The organism is Pseudomonas sp. RC10, from assembly GCF_038397775.1.
GTDB classification, from domain to species: Bacteria; Pseudomonadota; Gammaproteobacteria; order Pseudomonadales; family Pseudomonadaceae; genus Aquipseudomonas; species Aquipseudomonas bambusae.
Genome location: NZ_CP151650.1, coordinates 6,621,119 through 6,635,874 on the forward strand (window position 1 = coordinate 6,621,119; position 14,756 = coordinate 6,635,874).

Annotated in this window: 18 protein-coding genes, 1 other RNA gene and 1 pseudogene; 10 read left to right on the plus strand and 10 right to left on the minus strand. The window is 57.0% G+C overall.

Features of this window, described 5'->3' with window-relative positions:
* Positions 1-16 precede the first annotated feature (16 nt).
* Positions 17-568: a YecA family protein gene (locus AAEO81_RS29685; protein WP_341960725.1), complete on the minus strand. Its 552-nt coding sequence runs from the start codon at positions 566-568 to the stop codon at positions 17-19.
* 150 nt (positions 569-718) lie between these two features.
* On the opposite strand from AAEO81_RS29685, the gene AAEO81_RS29690 reads away from it, so the two are divergent.
* From AAEO81_RS29690 to AAEO81_RS29705, 4 genes are all read left to right on the plus strand, one after another.
* Positions 719-928 carry a TIGR02449 family protein gene (locus tag AAEO81_RS29690; protein ID WP_062379587.1) on the plus strand — a complete coding sequence of 70 codons (210 nt, stop codon included), beginning with the start codon at positions 719-721 and terminating at the stop codon, positions 926-928.
* Positions 925-1,242, plus strand: coding sequence for a cell division protein ZapA (locus AAEO81_RS29695; protein ID WP_166594140.1), 318 nt, complete (start codon positions 925-927; stop codon positions 1,240-1,242). Before AAEO81_RS29690 ends, AAEO81_RS29695 begins: the two co-directional genes overlap by 4 nt.
* 31 nt (positions 1,243-1,273) lie before the next feature.
* Positions 1,274-1,452, plus strand: a non-coding RNA gene (ssrS, locus tag AAEO81_RS29700) — 6S RNA.
* Between the two features lie 109 nt (positions 1,453-1,561).
* Positions 1,562-2,188: a 5-formyltetrahydrofolate cyclo-ligase gene (locus tag AAEO81_RS29705; RefSeq protein ID WP_341960727.1), complete on the plus strand. Its 627-nt coding sequence runs from the start codon at positions 1,562-1,564 to the stop codon at positions 2,186-2,188.
* Positions 2,189-2,317: 129 nt separating this feature from the next.
* On the opposite strand, the gene AAEO81_RS29710 is transcribed toward AAEO81_RS29705, so the two are convergent.
* Complete coding sequence (locus AAEO81_RS29710) at positions 2,318-2,467, minus strand: hypothetical protein (RefSeq protein WP_341960728.1); 150 nt, start codon at positions 2,465-2,467, stop codon at positions 2,318-2,320.
* A 195-nt stretch (positions 2,468-2,662) separates the two neighbouring features.
* On the opposite strand from AAEO81_RS29710, the gene AAEO81_RS29715 reads away from it, so the two are divergent.
* Complete coding sequence (locus tag AAEO81_RS29715; RefSeq protein ID WP_341960729.1) at positions 2,663-3,112, plus strand: EVE domain-containing protein; 450 nt, start codon at positions 2,663-2,665, stop codon at positions 3,110-3,112.
* A 126-nt stretch (positions 3,113-3,238) separates the two neighbouring features.
* Here AAEO81_RS29715 and AAEO81_RS29720 read toward each other — a convergent pair whose 3' ends face one another.
* Positions 3,239-3,646, minus strand: coding sequence for a flagellar basal body-associated protein FliL (locus AAEO81_RS29720; RefSeq protein ID WP_166594136.1), 408 nt, complete (start codon positions 3,644-3,646; stop codon positions 3,239-3,241).
* Between the two features lie 135 nt (positions 3,647-3,781).
* Between AAEO81_RS29720 and AAEO81_RS29725 the strand changes: the two genes are divergently transcribed.
* The 4 genes from AAEO81_RS29725 (at position 3,782) to AAEO81_RS29740 (ending at position 8,099) form a co-directional block, all read left to right on the plus strand.
* Positions 3,782-4,759 (plus strand): NADPH:quinone oxidoreductase family protein, encoded by a 978-nt coding sequence (locus tag AAEO81_RS29725; protein WP_341960731.1) that lies wholly within the window; start codon positions 3,782-3,784, stop codon positions 4,757-4,759.
* A 204-nt stretch (positions 4,760-4,963) separates the two neighbouring features.
* Complete coding sequence (locus AAEO81_RS29730; RefSeq protein ID WP_341960732.1) at positions 4,964-6,919, plus strand: S-type pyocin domain-containing protein; 1,956 nt, start codon at positions 4,964-4,966, stop codon at positions 6,917-6,919.
* Positions 6,916-7,176 carry a bacteriocin immunity protein gene (locus tag AAEO81_RS29735; protein ID WP_341960733.1) on the plus strand — a complete coding sequence of 87 codons (261 nt, stop codon included), beginning with the start codon at positions 6,916-6,918 and terminating at the stop codon, positions 7,174-7,176. Before AAEO81_RS29730 ends, AAEO81_RS29735 begins: the two co-directional genes overlap by 4 nt.
* 71 nt (positions 7,177-7,247) lie before the next feature.
* Positions 7,248-8,099, plus strand: a complete 852-nt coding sequence (locus tag AAEO81_RS29740) for a hypothetical protein (RefSeq protein ID WP_341960735.1) — start codon at positions 7,248-7,250, stop codon at positions 8,097-8,099.
* A gap of 88 nt (positions 8,100-8,187) precedes the next feature.
* Here AAEO81_RS29740 and AAEO81_RS29745 read toward each other — a convergent pair whose 3' ends face one another.
* On the minus strand, positions 8,188-8,838 hold the full coding sequence (locus AAEO81_RS29745; RefSeq protein ID WP_341960737.1) for an energy transducer TonB: 651 nt from the start codon (positions 8,836-8,838) through the stop codon (positions 8,188-8,190).
* The gene (locus AAEO81_RS29750; protein WP_341960738.1) at positions 8,835-9,233 is read right to left on the minus strand and encodes a TonB family protein; all 399 of its coding nucleotides are present in this window, start codon (positions 9,231-9,233) and stop codon (positions 8,835-8,837) included. The genes AAEO81_RS29745 and AAEO81_RS29750 overlap by 4 nt, the downstream gene beginning before the upstream one ends.
* A 265-nt stretch (positions 9,234-9,498) precedes the next feature.
* Here AAEO81_RS29750 and glpT point away from each other — a divergent pair, with 265 nt between their 5' ends.
* Positions 9,499-10,848, plus strand: a complete 1,350-nt coding sequence (glpT, locus tag AAEO81_RS29755) for a glycerol-3-phosphate transporter (RefSeq protein ID WP_341960739.1) — start codon at positions 9,499-9,501, stop codon at positions 10,846-10,848.
* A gap of 53 nt (positions 10,849-10,901) precedes the next feature.
* Here the strand turns inward: glpT and AAEO81_RS29760 are convergent.
* The 5 genes and pseudogenes from AAEO81_RS29760 to ubiD all read right to left on the minus strand — a co-directional run bounded on the left by AAEO81_RS29760 (position 10,902) and on the right by ubiD (position 14,727).
* A pseudogene (locus tag AAEO81_RS29760) lies at positions 10,902-11,171 on the minus strand (type II toxin-antitoxin system RelE/ParE family toxin).
* Complete coding sequence (locus AAEO81_RS29765; protein WP_166594131.1) at positions 11,161-11,355, minus strand: antitoxin; 195 nt, start codon at positions 11,353-11,355, stop codon at positions 11,161-11,163. Before AAEO81_RS29765 ends, AAEO81_RS29760 begins: the two are co-directional and overlap by 11 nt.
* A gap of 75 nt (positions 11,356-11,430) precedes the next feature.
* Positions 11,431-12,105 carry a gamma-glutamylcyclotransferase gene (locus AAEO81_RS29770; RefSeq protein WP_341960740.1) on the minus strand — a complete coding sequence of 225 codons (675 nt, stop codon included), beginning with the start codon at positions 12,103-12,105 and terminating at the stop codon, positions 11,431-11,433.
* A 187-nt stretch (positions 12,106-12,292) separates the two neighbouring features.
* Positions 12,293-13,261: a CDP-6-deoxy-delta-3,4-glucoseen reductase gene (locus AAEO81_RS29775; RefSeq protein WP_341960741.1), complete on the minus strand. Its 969-nt coding sequence runs from the start codon at positions 13,259-13,261 to the stop codon at positions 12,293-12,295.
* On the minus strand, positions 13,261-14,727 hold the full coding sequence (ubiD, locus tag AAEO81_RS29780; protein WP_341960742.1) for a 4-hydroxy-3-polyprenylbenzoate decarboxylase: 1,467 nt from the start codon (positions 14,725-14,727) through the stop codon (positions 13,261-13,263). Before ubiD ends, AAEO81_RS29775 begins: the two co-directional genes overlap by 1 nt.
* Positions 14,728-14,756 lie beyond the last annotated feature (29 nt).

Sequence of the window (14,756 nt, forward strand, 5' to 3'; positions counted from 1 at the left end):
ACGACAACGATGGCAATCAGTGCAGGGAAGGCTTCGCTTCAGGCTCCGCTTTCTTGTTGAACTCGGTGAACAGGAGCAGCGGGGCGACACGCAGGTATTCCATGACTTCCATGTAGTCGCTTTCACCGTCTTCGGACTCGTCCAGCGAGTCCTGAATCTGGGCGATGGCGGCCAGGTCCTGCAAGACGTCCTTGGCATCGTCGCTCATCGGCTGTCCACCGACGCGCGCGAAGCCGTGGAGGAAGCCTTGGCACCATTGGCCAATCGCCGTGGTGCGGGCGGTCAGCGATTCATCGTCGCCAGGCAACAGCAGCACGACAGCCATGTCGTCGCCGGTCAGCTCGCTCTTGACCATCTCCTGCAAGCCGATCAAAGCCTGACGGACATTGGCCTCAGGCTCGGTCTGCAGCAGCTCGTGTGCGTCGTCGAACCAGCCTTCGGCATCGAAGCCGGCGCCCGCGCAGCTGCGGCCTAGCAACAGGCCGTGCAACTCGGCGGGAGAGACAGGATGACCACCGTTGGTGAGCAGGGTGGCGAATGCGTTGTACGGGGAATTCTGATTAGGCATGGGCAACTAGGCGCCAAGCGGCGCAATGTCTAGAATGGAGGCCTTGTATCGTAGCACCGGCAGACGCGCCCTAGCTATCCAGGCGACATTCAAGGCAGTTCCTGAGGCCAGCTCCTGCACCACTCATCAGAAAATAATCAGTGGAAAACGATGGAAGACAACGACCTGCAAGCGTTGATGGCCCGACTGGAATTATTGATCAATCGGGTCGAGCAACTAAAAAGTCAAAACGGACTCCTATTAGCTCAGGAAAAAACCTGGCGCGAGGAACGCGCTCACCTCATTGAAAAGAACGAAATCGCCCGGCAAAAGGTCGAGTCGATGATTTCGCGCCTCAAGGCCCTGGAGCAAGACTCATGAGTAATGGCAACAGCATCACTGTGCAAATCCTCGACAAAGAATATTCGATCATCTGCCCGCAAGAGGAGCGCACCAATCTGGTTAGCGCCGCGCGTTATCTGGACGGCAAGATGCGTGAGATCCGCAGCAGCGGCAAAGTCATCGGTGCCGACCGCATTGCCGTGATGGCCGCGCTGAACATTACTCATGACCTGCTGCACAAACAGGAACTGCCCGAGACTCAAACCAGCGGCTCGACTCGCGAGCAAGTGCGTGACCTGCTGGACCGCGTGGACCTCGTCCTTGCCACGGATGAGCCAAAAGCACAAGGCTGATTGTTCGAGCATCATTCGTTATACTGGCGACCGCTCCCTGGAGTGCTTGCCAGTCGGTCATGTCCCTGAGCCGATACGCACAACCACGGGGGTTGCACGTTGGGGTTGGTGTGCATGTCCGCTCGACGGAAAGCCTTAAAGCCTCCTGCAATCTCCACCTTGAACTTTCGGGTTCAAGGGCTACACCGACAGCGGTTCGTCGGGGAGTCTCAAATTCTCAAGCCATTGCCAGACGTCCTGTCTGGCGGTGGAACCGGGGACCATCGTGAATCGCCCTGATTCCAGACAGTCCCTCTCCTACTCTCTCGGACCCGCCTGCATGACCTCTTCTGGCGCCGCTTCCCTGAACGATCCCTCGACCCTTTCCCGTCCTCAATTGCGCCGTCTCTTGCGCAAGGCACGTCGCTCGCTTAATCGAGCCGAACAGCGACAGGCGGCACGCGGTTTGTACAACCAATTGGCGCAAAACCCGCTTTTTCGTCGCGCACGGCATGTTTCGCTGTACCTTCCGATGGACGGTGAAATCGACCCACGACTGCTGCTGCGCGAAGCACAACGCCGGGGCAAGGCGACCTATCTGCCGGTGCTCAGTGCATGGCCTCGGACCAAGATGGTGTTTCAGCGGGTTCGACCGGGAGATAAATTCAGGCCCAACCGGTTTCGCATCCCCGAGCCGCACATCAACCCCCGCCAGCAGCGCAAAATCTGGGCGCTCGACCTGATCCTGATGCCGCTGGTGGGGTTCGACGATCAGGGTGGTCGGCTGGGCATGGGAGGGGGATTCTACGACCGCAGCCTGGCGTATCAGGCACGTCGGAAAGCTTGGCAGAAACCGGTGTTGCTGGGTTTAGCGCATGAGTGTCAGAAGGTTGGAAAACTGGCAGTGGCCAGTTGGGATGTGCCGTTGCAGGGAACGGTGTCTGACAAGCGTTGGTATATGGCGTGACACGTATGTCGATGATGTAGGAGCGCGCTTGCCCGCGATTGCGATTTGACTCTGATACAGCAGCCAACTGACATGCCGCCATCGCGGGCAAGCGCGCTCCTACATTTACCCGCAATCCGAAAAAACAGGTTATCGGCGAGCCTGTTGAGCCTGTTGCTGAGTGACTTCAACCGGTGCATCCGGCTTCGCGGACCACAAACTTTGCGCATAACCCGTGGTGACAATGCCCAAGCCGAACAAAATGACCAAAATCCATAGTAAATCCGGCTTGCGTTGCATTGATTGCCCCCCTTTGGCAAATCAAAAGCTGTCGTTCACGACATGTTTCTATAGGCCGCGAAACGGTGTAGCGCTGAAAATGGCGGCATTCTGCGTTAACGTGATGCAACACGCAAATGCTGGCGTCAACCGACCGTCGGTTTGTCATAAAAGCGTCGGACAACCTGTCTATTACGTCTTCAGGAGCCCCAATCCATGGCCTATTGGCTGATGAAATCCGAGCCCGACGAGCTGTCGATCACTGGCCTGCAAACTCTCGGCCAAGCCCGCTGGGATGGCGTTCGAAATTACCAGGCGCGCAACTTTCTTCGGGCCATGGCTGAAGGCGATGAGTTTTTCTTTTACCACTCCAGCTGCCCTGAACCGGGGATCGCGGGCATCGGGAAAATCACCAGGACGGCGTATCCCGATCCCACGGCGCTAGACAAAGACAGCCACTACTTCGACGCCAAAGCCACTGACGAGAAAAATCCATGGAGCGCCATTGATGTGGCGTTCGTAGAGACGTTTCCGAAAGTGTTGGGCCTGGGGTATTTGAAACAGCAGACCGCGCTGGAACAACTGCCGCTGGTTCAAAAGGGCAGTCGGCTTTCCGTCATGTCCGTCACGCCCGAACAGTGGGCAGCGGTGTTGGCGTTGCGTTGAATTCACGACCGCCGACTACTCTTGTAGGAGTGAGCTTGCTCGCGATTGCACTGTGTCAGCGATAGATTTGCTAACTGACTCGCCGCAATCGCGAGCAAGCTCACGCCTACAGATTCAGGCCAATATTTACTGGGCGATGAAGTTGTTGAACAGCAGGTCATCCACTACAGGCTTGCCGGTTTCCTGGCTCAATACCTGCTGGGTCTGCTTCAAGGCTTCCTGACGCAGTTTTTCTTTAGCGTCGACGTTGCTCATGCTTTCGAGGGTTTGCTGAGTGAACAGCGCCACCAACTGATTGCGGATCAACGGCTCGTTCGCCTTGACCAGCTTCTGCGCTTCGGCACCGGTCACACGCAATGCCACGTCGGCCTTGTACACGTGAAGTTTTGGGCTGCCATCCAGCGCGTAGTTGCCCACGAACGGCGGCGTTAACGCCACATATGAGACCTTGTTCGGGTCATCTTTCTCGCCGCCTTCTTCATTGGCCAGCACAGGCGCCGACAGCGCCAACAACATCAGAATCCACGCTTTCACAGTCCCACTCCTCGTCCGGTTCGCGCCATAGCTTACTCCAGCTTATGCACGCCTATCAGGCCGGGGCATGCTCATTGACCCCACACCCCCTCTACCTACACTTATCGGCCATCACTGGAAAAGGAATAGTCCCCGATGAAAGCCGTGCTCTGTAAAGCCTTCGGCCCTGCCGAAAACCTTGTGCTGGAAGACGTTCCGACGCCAGAACCCAAGAAAAACGAGATTCTGTTGGACGTGCACGCCGCCGGGGTCAACTTCCCCGACACGCTGATCATCGAGGGCAAATATCAGTTCAAACCGCCCTTCCCCTTCTCGCCAGGGGGCGAAGCGTCGGGTGTCGTCGCAGCCGTCGGTGAAAAAGTCAGTCACCTCAAAGTCGGCGATCGGGTGATGGCCCTCACCGGCTGGGGCAGCTTCGCGGAGCAGATCGCCGTCGCCGGGTACAACGTCCTGCCGATTCCCGAGGCCATGGATTTCACCACCGCTGCGGCGTTCAGCATGACCTACGGCACCTCCATGCACGCGCTCAAACAGCGCGCCAACCTGCAACCCGGCGAAACCCTGCTCGTCCTCGGGGCGTCCGGCGGCGTCGGCTTGGCTGCGGTTGAAATCGGCAAAGCCCTGGGCGCCCGCGTCATCGCCGCCGCCAGCAGCGCCGACAAACTCGAAGTCGCCAAAAAAGCTGGCGCCGACGACCTCATCAACTACAGCGAAACCAACCTCAAGGACGAACTCAAACGCCTCACCAACGGCAACGGCGTCGACGTCATCTACGACCCCGTCGGCGGCGACCTCTTCGACCAGGCCGTCCGCTCCATCGCCTGGAACGGCCGCCTCCTCGTCGTCGGCTTCGCCAGCGGCCGCATTCCCGAACTGCCCGTGAACCTCGCCCTACTAAAAGGCGCCTCGGTCGTTGGCGTGTTCTGGGGCTCGTTTGCACAGCGCCAGCCCCAAGATAATGCGGCGAACTTTCAGCAGCTGTTCAAATGGTTCGGCGAAGGGAAGTTGAAACCGCTGGTGTCGAAGGTTTATCCATTGGAACAGGCAGGTGAAGCGATTGATTCGTTGGGGCTGAGGAAGGCGGTTGGGAAGGTGGTGGTTGGCATTAAATAATTTTAATCTCCTGTCTCACATGATGCCCGTCGCAACGACGGGCTTTTTATCGCACAGCTGAGCCCCTCCCTTCTTCGCGCCTAATTCATTACTTCAATACCCGCGCATAACACACCAGACATTAAAAAAATAATATTTATATATCTCTTTTTTGCAAAAAACTCGTATTGATTGAACGCCATACAGCTAACAAGGAGAAACTGTATGGCCACACGTAGCAGACGACAAATCAATTATTACCCCGACAGTACTACGGGCACCATTAATATTACCCACGGCAGTCCTCAGCGCCCAAGTAACAATGGTTTTTTTGGCAGTGGGTTTACCAATACCACCAGTAGCAAATCCAGCAAAAAGCGGCGTCGACGCAGAAAAGAAGCTGAAAGGCGCCGACGTGAAGAAGCAGCACGGGCGCGAGCGGAAGCTCAGGCGGCAGCGGAAGCCCAAGCAAGAACTCAAGCGCAGCTTCAAGCCGAAGCAAACGCACGTGCTCAAGCGGAGGCACATGCGCGGGCCCAAGCCGCTGCAGCTGCAGCTGAAGCTGAAGCCAAAGCAGAACGGGAGCGTGTGATCGCGGCTCACCAGCAAGCATTAGAAACGCTTCCTCATTCACAGACCGCAACAAAGGCAGAACTGGATCAGAAACATATTGATGCGATGGCAACGCTACCTGCGACATTGGCGACGGATGCACAATTCGCGACAGATTTGAACGGGTTATCGGGCAAGCCGCTGCTGGACGCGATCATCCATGAAAAGGCTCATATCAATTACCTGATTTCCCAACGATCAGACCTTTCAAATCAAAAACGCCAAACAGCGTATACCTTTGCAAATCAAGACCCACCAGAGATCACTGGCGAACAATATAAAGCGATCTTAGGGTCGCGGAGTGTAAACGCAGACCAAGCGCATCAAGTACATCGAGCCTGGACACAGGCCTACAAGGATGCACTTGAAGCAAACCTGCACATCCGCGCCTCGGAACATCTTGGTCAGTTGTCGGACACGCTCACAAATCGATATGCAGAGCAAACCAACTCGTTAGACCGTGATTCAGAGCGTGCGGCACTCAAGCATCTAGCCGAAGCCAACCGATTTTGGTCGGTCGTTGCCGGACCTACTGCACCTAGCCACGAGCTGCCTTCTATTGGGCAAAAAGCGAGAGCACTCGCAGAAAAGCTATTTACCCAGCAAGCTTCCAAATTATTGGGTCGAGCGTTGCCTCATTTGGCTTTGCTGTATCCGACTGAGGTCGCTGATGGCGAGATTGGCCCTTCGATCCTCGCGACAGCGGCATCTGGGCTGGGCGTGGCGAAGGATGTAGATCTCGGCTTTATCGCGGGCCGCAATGGGACCATTGACGTCACGCATCGTATGACGTTTGAGGAAATGGAGGGGGAGTTAACCACTGCTTGGACCGTAGCTGATGGGATTTCTGTAGGTACGCAAGTTCCTGTTCGCTCGTTTGTATATAACCCTGGCACCAGCAGGTATGAGTTCACTCGTGACGGCGATACGAAACCGACGCTGGTCTGGACGCCTAGCGTCACCCCAGGGAATAGCTCTACCTATCTTCCAAGCGAAACTTCGGGGGTAGGTCAATATTCCGGAGCTCCGTTAACGCCTGCTTTGGAGGCTTTAGGGGATTATCCGACTTACGACATCGAGGAGATTGAAGATTACGTACTGGTGTTCCCTGCTGAATCAGGGCTGGATCCAGTTTATGTAATGTTCAAGAGCCCCAGGTATTTGCCTGGAATAGTGAGCGGTGTCGGTGGGCCTATTGACTCAAATTGGGAAGCCGCTGCGTCTAAGGGTCTAGGTTCACCAATACCGTCGGTCGTAGCGGATGCACTTCGCGACAAAAGATATTCCGAATTCCGAAACCTGAAGAAGGCTATTTGGAGAGAAATGTCTAAGCTCCCAGAAGTCGTCGAAAATATGAGCCAGAAAAATATCGCCCTGATTCGCAAAGGCAATTCTCCGATCGCACCTTATGCAGAACAAAAAGGCGGCAGGGTTTGGTATGAAATTCATCACACCCTTCCCATCTCAGAAGGGGGGGCTGTTTATGAAATAGACAACTTAATGTTAAATAGCCCTGTGAATCACGACAAAATTCACCATGAGCTTCGTACAGGACAGAGAAAACCATGAACGGCAAAAATATTGAAGATGTCACCGAAACAGAGTTTCTCGAATTCGTTAGAAAAATATGCACCGGAGATTATAAAACCGAGGCTCAACATGGAAGAGCTGTCTTCCAATTCAACCAAATGAGCGAACACCCATCTGGCTCTGACTTGATTTACTATCCTGAGGCCTCTGCAGATGATTCACCAGAAGGTATCACTCGCGAGGTAAAAGAATGGCGCGCCGCTAACGGAAAGCCCGGTTTCAAAACTGAAAACTGAAAACTGAAAACTGAAAACTGAAAATTTAATCAAGATTACCTACCCGGAACACCCATATAAGGATATTTTAAGTGACTCACTACTCGACTCTATTCAGCCAACTTCCACAAAGACTTCAATCCGAAATCTCAGCCCATCTGGGGTCTATCGTCGGCATGTCTGAAGTACAGATCGTCACTCGGTACAAAGACGTCGCCTGGTGGCTCAGGTCCACAAAACTTGCGGCGTTACCACCGGGATACGCCCCTCACAGTGGTCATTTGACGGCGCAAGAATTTAATGGCGTAGGCTCACCTGTCGGTGTGGCCCCGGAAATTGCGGAAATCACGAATCAGTTCATTGCCTATGAGAGCGCTTGGCATTTGGATAACTTCGTGCATCAACTTCTGGCGGTGATCAATCAACTGCATGAAGCTGCTCGTCTACAAGCACAACGTCAAGCAGAAGAGGCGGCACGAGTTGAGGCACAGCGCCAAGCCGAAGAAGCCGCCCGACAGCTCGCTCAACGTCAGGCCGAGGAGGCAGCACGTCTACACGCCCAGCGCTTGGCCGAAGAAGCCGCGCGACAAGTTGCAGCCCGCCAGCTCGCAGAGCAACAAGCTTATGCCGCTGCGCAGGCTCTTGCTGAACAGAAAGCCCGAGAGGTTGCACTCCAGGAAGCCCGGCTCGCGCTGGAGTTAGCGCCTGTGGTGCCTGCGCTTCCTGAAACCCCAGTCGGCCCCGGACAGACTTCGAGCGAAACCATTCCTGCAGCTACCCCAGTGCGCGAAATCGTGTTCATTCCCGGCCCAGCGGCAATGGCCGAAATCGATCGCGCAACGCTCGTCCTCAAACAGACCATTGATACTGCCGTCATTCAGTATGCGTCTGCGATCAGCCCCTTTCTGAAGGCTTCTGAGACTGTCGTTCACGCGAACCGATAAGCGCTTGCCTAGCGACGTCTTGCTGATCGGCGAAACGTAGACTCATCTACGTTTCGCTTGCTCATTGGAATGCGAAGCCGAAGCATCATCAAATGTGCGCGCGCACGCTTTCAGGCAACAACTGCTTGTATCGCTTGTCTGGCCGGGCTGCGCATTGCTCGACCACCCCGGGAATCGCCCGATCAAACTCATCCCCTAATTCCGCTCGCTGATTGTCTGTCATCTTGTGCCGCGTGGCGGCCTTTCCCAACACCCTGAAGGTGTAGGTGATGTAGTGCAGGTCGTGCAGGTTCTGGCTGGGAGACTCGGCCTTGAACGTCGTCAGCGCTTTGTTGAAGGCGTTGCACGAGAGCGTTCGCAGGTATCGACGCATCCAGCCGTGCGGGTCGTTCCGCTCGCGGGAGTGGACGAAATAGAACTCTTGCCGAAAGCTCATCGTTTCAGGCGCCTGCGCAGTGGCTTGCCAAGGTTTGAGCCGCCATTTGGGGACGGTACGTTCAACGGATTTGGCGAAATGGCGATGGGAGCTGTCGATGATTTTCACATCCGTGACCGAGCCGTCGTTGTGCCCGAGAAATTCGAAGATAACCAACCCCGACAGACCTTCTTCGTACAAGGATCGGGGATAGGGGGGTGGGATCTGGCGTTCGTATTCCGGCTTTTGGCTGGCGTGCAAGGAGGCGGACATCAGCACTGACCACCACAGCAGCCATCGCGCAAACCGTTTCCGGCCGCTCATGAGACATCCCTCCGTGCCCACGAGATCACTATCCGCAATCGCTTCTCCAGCCGCTCCTGATCGAAAACGAAATGCACGGATTCACCGATCCGGGCGGGCATTTCTTCTGTCACGTCCCACGGCTCGAACTGCCAGCGTTTGACAGCGGACAGCGCAGAGTTCGCGGCTTTCTGATCGGTTTGCTCCACGACCCTGACGTCAGTGACAGTGCCGTCATGGTGGATGTCGTAGTGGACCCGCACGCTTGAAAACAGCTTCCCGCCGCGCAACGCAGAGGGATAGGTCGGCGAGACATAGCGCTCGAAGAGGGGGTGCATCTCGCGCGCACCGACGGACATGCTCAGCATCAGCGCACAGCCACTCAAAATGGCTGACACCTTCCATTGTGATTTCACCCTTTACCTCGTCCCCAACGCCCTGTGGCAGATGGCGGCGATGGTAGGGGTCTGCGTGCTCGTTAGTAAGGTGATCGATTCTGGTTCTCAAGTAGGACGAATCCGAAAGCCTCTGTTCCCGATTACAAACCTGCACCATGTTCATATTCCAACACGTCAAACAGCCAAATTTCGGCGGTGCATCAGACGAGAAGCCTTCCTATTTTCTGTAATGAAAATGTAATATTCGAATTCGCATACCAAAATAAGAACTCGGAGTGTCTCGATGTTTGCCTTTTTCAAACCTGCCGCGCATCAGGCCCCGTTGCCTGCCGAGCGTGTCGACAGCACCTATCGTCGCCTGCGCTGGCAGATTTTCGCCGGTATTTTCTTCGGCTATGCGGGGTACTACCTGCTGCGCAAGAACTTCTCGCTGGCCATGCCGTACCTGATCGATCAGGGCTACACACGAGGTGAGTTGGGGCTGGCGATTTCGGCGATCGCCATCGCCTACGGCCTGTCGAAGTTCCTGATGGGGCTGGTGTCGGACCGATCCAACCCTCGCTACTTCTTGCCGTTCGGATTGCTGGTGTCTGCCGCGACGATGTTCGTGTTCGGATTCGCGCCGTGGGCGACGTCGAGCGTGGCGATCATGTTTATCCTGCTGTTTATCAACGGCTGGGCGCAGGGCATGGGTTGGCCGCCGAGCGGGCGGACGATGGTGCACTGGTGGTCGCAGAAAGAACGCGGCGGTGTGGTGTCGGTGTGGAACGTGGCGCACAACGTGGGCGGTGGCCTGATCGGCCCGCTGTTCTTGCTCGGCCTGGGCTGGACCAACGACTGGCACGCGGCGTTCTACGTGCCGGCGGCGGTCGCGCTGTTCGTCGCGTTGTTCGCGTTCATCACCATGCGCGACACGCCGCAATCCGTGGGTTTGCCGCCGGTCGAGGAATACAAGAACGACTACCCGGAAGGCTACGACGCGAGCCACGAAGAGGAATTCAGCGCCAAGGAAATCTTCGTCAAATACGTCCTGCGCAACAAAATGCTCTGGTACATCGCGCTGGCCAACGTGTTCGTGTATCTGCTGCGTTATGGCGTACTCGACTGGGCACCGACCTATCTGAAAGAGGCCAAGCATTTCGACGTGGACAAGACGTCGTGGGCCTACTTTTTCTATGAGTGGGCGGGCATTCCGGGGACGCTGCTGTGCGGCTGGATGTCGGACAAGATCTTCCGTGGCAACCGCGGCCTGACCGGCATCGTGTTCATGCTGCTGGTGACCGTGGCCACGCTGGTGTACTGGCTCAATCCACCAGGCAACCCGACCATCGACATGATCGCGTTGATCTCAATCGGCTTTCTGATTTACGGGCCGGTGATGCTGGTCGGCCTGCAAGCGCTGGAACTCGCGCCTAAAAAAGCAGCGGGCACAGCGGCAGGCTTCACAGGGCTGTTCGGGTATTTGGGTGGGTCGGTCGCGGCCAGTGCGCTGATGGGCTACACCGTGGACCATTTCGGCTGGGACGGTGGCTTCGTGATCCTGGTGTCGTCGTGCGTGCTGGCGATGGTGTTTCTGGCACCGACGTTGAGGCATACGCGCGTGGCGAGTCAGTCGCGTGACACTGCGGCTTAGTGGTCTAAAGCTACGGCGCGGTAGGTCCTGGGGCCTATCGAGCCGAACTCCGCTCAAGGATATTCCTGACGAGCATGGAGAACGCTCACGATTTCAATCTGATCAGTGATTTGATAAACGACCAGATAATTCGGATGAACAATTATCTCCCGGGTCATTGGCGCTCGGCCTATTCGGTAAAGATAAGGATGTTCAGGAAGGGCGGAAGTCGCTCTTTCTATTTCCGCCTATAGCGCGTCAGCTGCTTTCGGGTTTCGCTCATCAATGTATTCGAGGATCTCCCAGAGGTCCTCGCGTGCTTTCGGTCGCCAATCAACGATCATTGCGACGCTTTTCGCGCTTGGCGGCCAACCTCATCTTCATCTCGGCCATCACTTCGTCATGAGAGATGCTAGGTCGCTCATCGTCCAGAGACGCCTGTACCTTCGCGCGGAACCAAGCATCGTAGCTCGCGGCCTGTTCTTCTGATTCAAACTCGGAAACGATCGGAGAAAGTTGAGCGCTCACGGGATACCTCCTGTGTAAGTCAGCGAAGTCTAACGCTTCGCGGGCAGCAGACGACAGCGACGTGGCAACCGGATGTCAAACCGCCAACAAAATCGGCTTACACCGCTTGAACCGCTCTTCCAGACTCACATCCGGCATCGCATGATTTCGCAGCGCGTGAATCGTCTGCTCGACGTATTCCCACGTCGTGCCATACCGACCGCTGGCACTGGCCAGGACTTGGGTCAGGACGCTGTCGGGCAGGTTCCCCGCATAGCTAGGCAAATGCCGTTCAAGCACGAAACCCAAGGCCTGAACCTTGGTGCCGTCTTCAAGGCGGCAGCTGAGCCAGTGGGGTCGGTAGGACGGGAATGGCATTTCCCGCTCCCACAACGCCAGCAATGAGGCTTCGATATTTTCTTCGGGGAGTCGATAGGCGAAGCCACTGCATGAGCCGCCGCGATCAAGGCCGAACACCAGCCCAGGTTGTTCGGGCGTGCCGCGATGTTCGTGGGACCACAGGTACAAACCGCGATGGTAGCCGTGCACTCGGCCGCGCACGCGCTCCACGGCGGAGCATTCGGGGCGCCAGATCAGTGAGCCGTACGCAAACAGCCAGACAGGGCCGCCAGTGTGTCGGCTCATCGTGGCGTGCATGGAAGCAAGGAGTTGTTCGCGGGTCAGTTTTGGCCCGAGGTCGATAACAGGTGGGTAAGACAGCCCAAGACCGTCATGTACGGCCTCCACCAAGCTATTGATTTGGTTCTCCATCTGGCTCCCTCACTGGCCAGAGATAACGCCAGTGCAGTGCTGAACAACGGTCGAAGCGGCTCAGGCAATAGTGAATCAACACCTTTTCACGGTTCTAAGCAATGTGCAGGTCGTAACGCCTTAAAACCGACCCCGCACATATTCTGATGCAATTAGCTCTCCACGGCAGCTGCCATCGGGCGGACGGTCACGCACGCGGCGCGTAGGCGAAGACGTCGGCGCGCATTTGATGGGCGTCCATACCCGCGACGACCAGCGCGTCCAGCGTGGAGTACACCATGTTGGGCGATCCGCTGGCGTAAACCTGAATCGATTTCAGATCTGCGAAGTCCTCGCACACGGCTTCGTGCAACATCCCGCAGCGCCCTTCCCAACCGCACAAATCGCTGACGACTTTGTGCAAATGCAGGTTTGGCAGGGTTTTCCACTCGTCCCAGTGTTTCAGTTCGTAGAAGTCCTCAGGACGTCGCACGCCCCAATAAACGTGCACGGGATACGGAAAACCTTTGGAACGGCAATGTTCGATGAGGCTGTGCATCTGACCCATGCCCGTGCCAGCGGCGATCAGCACCAGCGGGCCATCGGGCAACTCGCCCAAATGAGTGTCGCCAAAGGGCAGTTCGACGCGGGCCATGCCGTCGCGCTGGAGCTGCTTGATCAGATTTTGTGCACTGGCTTCGCGGGCCAAGACGTGGAATTCCAAGTCACGGCCACTTTCCGGCGCCGACGCCATAGAGAATGCGGACTTTTCGCCGTCGTCGCGGGCGATCATGAGGTACTGACCGGCGTGATAACGCGGCGGCTTGCCTGCAGGGGCGCGGAGCATCACGCGCCAGACATCACCGCCGACCTCGACGCATTCAGTGACCTGACACGCGAACGTTCGCACGGGCAATTCTCCCAAAGGCAACACGCTGTCCCACAGCACCACGCAGTCTTCTTGCGGCACGGCCAGGCAGGTGTAGATTTCGCCATGCCCGCGCACTTCACCACCCTGCTCGACGCTGCCTTCGACCAACAGCGCGGAGCAAATATGGCAATTGCCGTTGCGACAGCTTTGCGGGCATTCGTACCCCAGTCGCTGGGCGGCGTCGAGAATCCGCTCGCCGGGCAAGGTTTCAAGCACTGCGCCCGACGGCTGCAAAGTTACGCGCATCAATCTATTCCCAGCTGGTTCCAGATATCGTCAATCCGGCGGGTGACGGCTTCGTCCTTGACGATGGCGCGACCCCACTCACGGGTGGTCTCGCCCGGCCATTTATGCGTGGCATCGAGCCCCATTTTCGACCCCAGCCCGGAAACCGGCGAGGCGAAATCAAGGTAATCGATCGGCGTGTTGTCGATCATCACGGTGTCGCGCTTGGGGTCCATGCGCGTGGTGATCGCCCAGATGACGTCGTTCCAGTCACGGGCGTTGATGTCGTCGTCGGTGACGATAACGAACTTGGTGTACATGAACTGTCGCAAAAACGACCACACACCCAACATCACGCGCTTGGCGTGGCCGGGGTACTGCTTCTTCATGGTCACGACCGCCATGCGGTACGAACACCCTTCGGGGGGCAGGTAAAAGTCGGTGATCTCCGGAAACTGCTTTTGCAGGATCGGCACGAACACTTCGTTCAGCGCTACACCCAGAATGGCCGGCTCATCCGGCGGACGTCCGGTGTAGGTGCTGTGGTAGATCGGCTTGATGCGGTGAGTGATGCGCTCGACGGTGAAGACCGGGAAGCGGTCGACTTCGTTGTAATAGCCGGTATGGTCGCCGTAAGGGCCTTCATCGGCCATTTCGCCCGGATGAATCACGCCTTCCAGGACGATTTCCGCGCTCGACGGCACTTGCAGGTCGTTGCCACGGCATTTGATCAGCTCGGTGCGGTTGCCACGCAACAGGCCCGCGAAGGCGTATTCGGACAGGCTGTCCGGCACCGGCGTGACCGCGCCGAGGATCGTCGCCGGGTCAGCACCCAGTGCGACGGACACCGGGAAAGGCTGACCGGGATGCTTATCGCACCACTCCTTGAAATCCAGCGCGCCGCCGCGATGGCTAAGCCAGCGCATGATGACTTTGTTGCGGCCAATGACCTGCTGGCGATAAATGCCCAGGTTCTGGCGCTCTTTATTAGGGCCTCTGGTGACAGTCAGGCCCCACGTGATCAGCGGGCCAACGTCGCCAGGCCAGCACGTCTGCACCGGCAGCATGCCCAGATCGACGTCATCGCCTTCGATGACCACTTCCTGGCACGGGGCGTCCTTGACGACTTTCGGCGCCATGGAGATGACTTTCTTGAATATCGGTAGCTTCGACCAGGCGTCTTTCAGGCCTTTCGGCGGCTCGGGCTCCTTGAGGAACGCCAGCAGTTTACCGATCTCCCGCAGCTCTTCGGTGGACTCGGCGCCCATCCCCATGGCCACGCGCTCTGGCGTGCCGAACAGGTTGCCGAGCACAGGAATGTCAAAACCCGTCGGGTTTTCGAACAGCAAGGCCGGCCCCTTGTTACGCAGGGTCCGGTCGCAGACTTCGGTCATCTCCAGCACAGGAGAAATAGGCACTTGAATGCGTTTCAACTCTCCGCGCTGCTCAAGCTGCTGCACGAAATCCCGTAGATCCTTGAATTTCATTAACCCGGCCACTTAACAAATAGATGCAC